The organism is Ferrithrix thermotolerans DSM 19514 (assembly GCF_900128965.1).
Lineage (GTDB): Bacteria > Actinomycetota > Acidimicrobiia > Acidimicrobiales > Acidimicrobiaceae > Ferrithrix > Ferrithrix thermotolerans.
The window spans coordinates 1-5,039 of record NZ_FQUL01000065.1; the positions used below are offsets into that span (position 1 = coordinate 1).

A 5,039-nucleotide genomic window follows, 5' to 3' on the forward strand; every position below is an offset into this window, starting at 1 on the left:
CCTGCCACCATCGCATGGATGAGGGTCAATGACTTACTCGCTTTATTGGCTCCACCCACTCGACCAGTGAGATCGACCCGCTCCGAGATGAGAGCATCGAGACCAAGCCTTGGAGACCAAGAGAAGTCCCGCATTAGCGACCAGATTCTCATCGACTAAGGCTACTTCGATAGCCTTTGGCGTGTGATAAGGTTTACTCACAGAAAGCGTTCTCCTTGGTTGACCGTATGGGATGCTTTTCTACACCTCTTGTACCAGCTCAGGGGGCACTTTCTTTAGTTTTGGGCGACCAATTCACAGAGTTGGTCGGTGGTTCTATGCTTAGTTTTATTCACACTCGGTGAGGCGATCTTTTGACCATGGCGAGCGAAGAGAGTTATCTTGTCCTCGCCGATCTTCTCCCGGAACTCTGGATCGTCGATGCCTAAGTTGGGAGCAGAAGCTAAACAGAGTATGCCCACTTTTCCCTCATGTTTGTTCTGATGAACGAGCTTGGTAGCTTCTCCGACCTGTTCTAAGGTGCTGGAGCAGAAAGAGATTGTTGGGTGGTTGAAGGCGGGAGCGGATAGTGGGGATAAGCGGTTTGAGTATGTGCCATATTAATTCGCCGATAATCTAGCGGTGTTTGAGAACAAAGAGGTTGTTGAGTGGCTGAAGGCGGGGGTAGAGAGCGGAGATGGGCGGTTTGAGGGTGTACTATATCGCTTCGCCGATTATCCAGCGGTGCTGGAGCAGAAAGAGGTTGTGAAGTGGGTGGTGAGTAAATTGAAGTCTTCATTTTCTTTACCCCCAGATCGCTTTGATGAAGTGATAAAGATTGTGGGGGTGGCAGAAAAGGTGAATGATGGTTTTAGAAAGGTGATTATCAATCATTCTTCCAGAATCTGTTGCGCAAAGCAGAGAGGGAGATAAGTGGTGGATAGGGGGAAAGGAAAAGGTGGGCAGAGCGATTGCAAAGAGAAAGGATTTAACTTCACAACAGATCAGCCTTATCCTCCAACTCCTTCACAGCCCAGATCCGTCTTCTGATAATTTAGATATATGAATACAAACATTTGCGGAGCAAAGACTAAAGACGGCACTCCGTGCCGTAACCCCATCACCTCTAACAGTAGCGCTTGCGCTGCTGGGCATCCACACACACCCTCGCTCTCACTCTCGCCACACATCCAAACCTTTGTTAGCGGAGATGAATATTCAAGAGAAGAGGTGGATGCGCTTCTTGCTCGTGACGATCTCTTTGAGATTGAGGGGTTGGCGGAGTGGCTAAAGGCGGGGGTGGAGAGGAGAGATGAGCGGTTTCGGTATGTGCCAAGTAGCCTCGCCGATAATCCAGCGGTGTTTGAGGACAAGGAGATTGTTGAGTGGCTGAAGGCGGGAGCGGATAGTGGGGATAAGCGGTTTGAACATGTGCCACATCACATCGCCAAAAATCCAGCGGTGTTTGAGGACAAAGAGATTGTTGAGTGGCTGAAGGCGGGGGTGGAGAGGGAAGATGAGCGGTTTTGGCATGTGTCATATTACTTCGCCAATAATTCAGCAGTGCTGCAGAACAAAAACAAAGAGATTGTTGAGTGGATGCAGGCGGGAATGGAGAGAGGAGATGAGCGGTTTTGGCATGTTCCAAATAGCTTCGCCGATAATCCAGCGGTGTTTGAGGACAAGGAGATTGTTGAGTGGCTGAAGGCGGGAATGGAGAGAGGAGATGAGCGGTTTTGGCATCTGCCAAATAGCCTCGCCAAAAATCCAGCGGTGTTTGAGGACAAAGAGATTGTTGAGTGGCTGCAGGCGGGAATGGAGAGGGAAGATGAGCGGTTTCGCTATGTGCCAAATCACATCGCCAAAAATCCAGCGGTGTTTGAGAACAAAGAGATTGTTGAGTGGCTGAAGGCGGGAATGGAGAGAGGAGATGAGCGGTTCCGGTATGTGCCAAATCACATCGCCAAAAATCCAGCGGTGTTTGAGGACAAAGAGGTTGTGAAGTGGGCGGTGGGCAAAGCGGAGTCTTCATTTTCTTTATCCCGAGACCGCTTTGAGGAAGTGATAAAGATTGTGGGAGTGACAGGAGAGGTGGGTGATGGTTTTAGAAAGGAGATTATCGTTCAACTTTATCAACACGCCTCCACACTTTCACCTGAAGTTTTGTTTGCATCTGTTGCGCAGAGCAGAGGAGGAAGGTGGGAGAGAGAGAAGAAAGGAGAGGTGGGCGAAATGATTATAGAGAGGAAGGACTTAACTTCACAACAGCTCGGCTTTATCATCCAACTTCTTAACAATTCAGATTCGTCTTTTGATACTACAGATGTATGAATACCCTAAATGATCAACCCTTTTCTCCGATAGGGGGCTGACCGCTACAAACTATCCTTTATACCAGTACCGTTAACTTAGGAACCAGCTCCGATGATATAGATAAGATCTTTGGCTGGCCTTGAGGGCTGCGGCCAGTTGGAGTGGTTGGGATACTTGGTGGGATAGGGGCTCATTGCTTTGCGTATCACCCGGGGATTAGAGCGCAGCCTTCGCTTTGGAAGCGCCTGGTCAAGGATCTGAGCACAGGCGCGACGGAAGGCCTCAGCAAGGAGCTGAGGGGGAAAAACCCGGACTGGTCATAGCACTGGTGGCGCGCATCCGGAGAGAGCCAACAAATGAGAGCCCCACCGGGTCTCCTCGTGAAGACGCCGCTACGTCATACATGAGCTCTTTGATGCCAAAGTGCAGCGCTAGCATCCCCCAGATCTCCTGATAGACGAGCTCTGGAGATTGAGACCGTAACACTCTTCGTGCCTCAAACTGGTGGGTCTTTAGTTCATCAAAAGCTGATTCGATCTCTAAGCGCTTGCAGTAGAGCGCCGCTAGTTCATGAGCTGGCGCCATCTCGGGATCGGTGATGGTGCAAAAGAGACGGTAGACGGCATCTGGATCCCCCCCTTCGGTGATCTGGTACTCAATGACCCTGAGTAGCAGCGGACTCTTTCTGGCTCTGTCCTTGTGGTGATAGACGTTGCCAAGGTACGAACCATCCTCGAGTTCGGCGACCATCTCAATGCGGTAGTTGCTCTTTGCCCTAAAGAGGAGTTGGGCACCGGTGTTCGCCACTCGTTGCCACAGATCATAGCTAAAGAACCCTCGGTCACCAAGACAGAGCATCCCAGGAGTGAGCTTGTCGATCACCTCTTGGGCCAACACCTGCTCAGCACTGCTATAGGGACCAGCGTTGGCCGCAAAGATCGCATGGGTTCCACACTCTAAGAGACCGACGATCCTTGCCTTGGCATGGGCAGCCTCACCAAGTGGAGTGGCTGGCTTGGTAAAGTGAGCGAGGTTCTCGGCAGTGTCAGCGACGCTAAGGCTCGTTCCATCGATCGCAACCAGACGCAACCCCCGGTAGAAGGCACCAGCATCGCCAGGCACTGCCAGTGGCCTTGCAACCGCCTCATAGAGCCTCTTCATAGGTTCAGACCCCAAGGCGTAGACGAGCCTTAAAGATCGCCACCTTGGAGGGGACGTTCCAAGAAGACTGGAATTGATCTATCCACCGAAGTCCCTCGCTCAAGTGACGCATGACCTCCTCGTAGGAGTCCTGGGGATAGAGCGAGAGAGCCAGAACGTAATAGATCATCACCCGTGATGGCAACAGAGGTATCCGCTGTTGGACCTTGTCGGTTGCGATGAGTATCGAATCGATGAGATCCCTCCCAAAGGTACGGGTCAGAACCCCTATGGAGAGATGATCGGTCAGTCGCAAATCCTCTGGCTGTTTTCTCCATCCGGGTCTTGGCACCGGTACCTCCCGAGACCCGGTATAGAACAGGAATGGTACTAAGTTAACGGTATTGGACTAGGGCGGAGTCTACATCCCTCATCGCAATTGCGATGTGATCGATTTCTTGTGGTTTCATAACTCGTTTCTCCTACTAAGCCTGAATCCACGTGCGTCGAGAAGCTTGGACGTATGTCACAGCAAACAAGGAGGTCAGATGACATAGACCGAGCGACAAGCTCACGATAGCTAGCCGGTTAGAGTCCGGTCCAAGGAGACGCCAGAGTCCTTGGTAGGGAAGCCTCCGGGTTTGATAGAGATGTCAGGGTCGAAGCGGGGTGGACCAAATGTGCGGTCCGCAGCATAAAGCGAATTCTCAAAGCGTCGTAAAGGCTTGAAGCGAAAGCAGGAGGTAGAGGCAGCCGAGTCTGTGTGGTTTTGACGAAGGCCATGGAAGACACCAGGGAATCTGGAGCGGGTGTCGAAGAACCCTCTCGGGTGTCGCAGGAAGGGGAGCGTACAGAAAGTTGTCGTGGGAACTCAAGAGGCCCTCCTTGGCCCTGGTCAAAGCGGAGACCAGGAGCGAACCTATCTATAACCGGTGCTCCCGGGAAGTGATAGGCACTCATGTGGGAGTCGGAGGGGGTAATAGTAGTGATGACGGCTGGGACAACATAACCCATCCAGAGCAAAGGACCCCTACTTCATCAACGCATGACGTGAAAGAGAGGAACGCTCATGAGTGCTGAGCAATCAGCTAGGACCATAAGACTGGCCGACGGCTCAGGACCTAAGTTCGAGCTCACAGGCGTGTGCTATATCGCAGTGCCAAGCAGAATCGGATACGTAAGTTCCACGCCCTATACGACAAGCTCACTCGCAGTGATGTGATTCAAAGGGACTGGTCGGACGTGGCGAGGAACCAAGGGGCCCCAGGAATAGACAAGGTGAGTATCACCGACATCTCCTCTAGAGGTCCCGAGTCGATACAAGCCTTCATAGATGTGCTTAGCGAGGAGCTTCGGACCGGCACTTACCGACCCAAGCCCTTACGAAGAGTACATATCGGAAAAGCCGGGTATATCGGGCGAGACCCGTCCGCTCGGCATTCCCTGTGTGAGAGACCGAGTAGCAATGGCAGCTGCGAAATTGGTCCTCGAGCCGATCTTCGAAGCTGACTTGGTCATGTCCCGATAGTTGTGCAAATTCCACGAGTGAATTGATTTGTTTGTGGTGGCCATGGTATCTAGGAATTATTAGAAAACTAGAACCTCAA

At 51.8% G+C, this 5,039-nt stretch carries 8 protein-coding genes; 4 read left to right on the forward strand and 4 right to left on the reverse strand.

From position 1 onward, the window contains the following. Window positions 1–275: 275 nt before the first annotated feature. A complete protein-coding gene (locus BUA24_RS12845; RefSeq protein WP_072792700.1) occupies window positions 276–461 on the reverse strand; it encodes a hypothetical protein in 186 nt (61 codons plus the stop codon). A 160-nt stretch (window positions 462–621) separates the two neighbouring features. Between BUA24_RS12845 and BUA24_RS11450 the strand changes: the two genes are divergently transcribed. Both BUA24_RS11450 and BUA24_RS11455 read left to right on the forward strand, forming a co-directional pair. After that, the gene (locus tag BUA24_RS11450) at window positions 622–912 is read left to right on the forward strand and encodes a hypothetical protein (protein ID WP_072792702.1); all 291 of its coding nucleotides are present in this window, start codon (window positions 622–624) and stop codon (window positions 910–912) included. Between the two features lie 129 nt (window positions 913–1,041). Further along, window positions 1,042–2,310 (forward strand): hypothetical protein, encoded by a 1,269-nt coding sequence (locus BUA24_RS11455; protein WP_143146549.1) that lies wholly within the window; start codon window positions 1,042–1,044, stop codon window positions 2,308–2,310. Window positions 2,311–2,574: 264 nt separating this feature from the next. On the opposite strand, the gene BUA24_RS11460 is transcribed toward BUA24_RS11455, so the two are convergent. The 3 genes from BUA24_RS11460 to BUA24_RS12325 form a co-directional block, all read right to left on the reverse strand. After that, entirely contained in the window at window positions 2,575–3,453 is an 879-nt protein-coding gene (locus BUA24_RS11460) for an IS4 family transposase (RefSeq protein WP_143146550.1), read from the reverse strand. Window positions 3,454–3,457: 4 nt separating this feature from the next. Next, window positions 3,458–3,784, reverse strand: a complete 327-nt coding sequence (locus tag BUA24_RS12020; RefSeq protein ID WP_178138833.1) for a transposase domain-containing protein — start codon at window positions 3,782–3,784, stop codon at window positions 3,458–3,460. 236 nt (window positions 3,785–4,020) lie between these two features. Continuing rightward, entirely contained in the window at window positions 4,021–4,446 is a 426-nt protein-coding gene (locus BUA24_RS12325; protein WP_143146551.1) for a hypothetical protein, read from the reverse strand. 55 nt (window positions 4,447–4,501) lie between these two features. On the opposite strand from BUA24_RS12325, the gene BUA24_RS12690 reads away from it, so the two are divergent. Both BUA24_RS12690 and BUA24_RS12330 read left to right on the forward strand, forming a co-directional pair. Continuing rightward, window positions 4,502–4,654, forward strand: coding sequence for a hypothetical protein (locus tag BUA24_RS12690; protein WP_178138834.1), 153 nt, complete (start codon window positions 4,502–4,504; stop codon window positions 4,652–4,654). Between the two features lie 111 nt (window positions 4,655–4,765). Next, window positions 4,766–4,960 carry a hypothetical protein gene (locus BUA24_RS12330; protein WP_143146552.1) on the forward strand — a complete coding sequence of 65 codons (195 nt, stop codon included), beginning with the start codon at window positions 4,766–4,768 and terminating at the stop codon, window positions 4,958–4,960. Window positions 4,961–5,039: the final 79 nt, after the last annotated feature.

Bases quoted from the DNA above. Each gene is read 5' to 3' on its own strand.
- BUA24_RS11460 (WP_143146550.1), bottom strand. From the start codon at position 3,453: ATGAAGAGGCTCTATGAGGCGGTTGCAAGGCCACTGGCAGTGCCTGGC.
- BUA24_RS12325 (WP_143146551.1), bottom strand. From the start codon at position 4,446: ATGGGTTATGTTGTCCCAGCCGTCATCACTACTATTACCCCCTCCGAC.
- BUA24_RS11455 (WP_143146549.1), top strand. From the start codon at position 1,042: ATGAATACAAACATTTGCGGAGCAAAGACTAAAGACGGCACTCCGTGC.
- BUA24_RS12690 (WP_178138834.1), top strand. From the start codon at position 4,502: ATGAGTGCTGAGCAATCAGCTAGGACCATAAGACTGGCCGACGGCTCA.
- BUA24_RS12330 (WP_143146552.1), top strand. From the start codon at position 4,766: ATGTGCTTAGCGAGGAGCTTCGGACCGGCACTTACCGACCCAAGCCCT.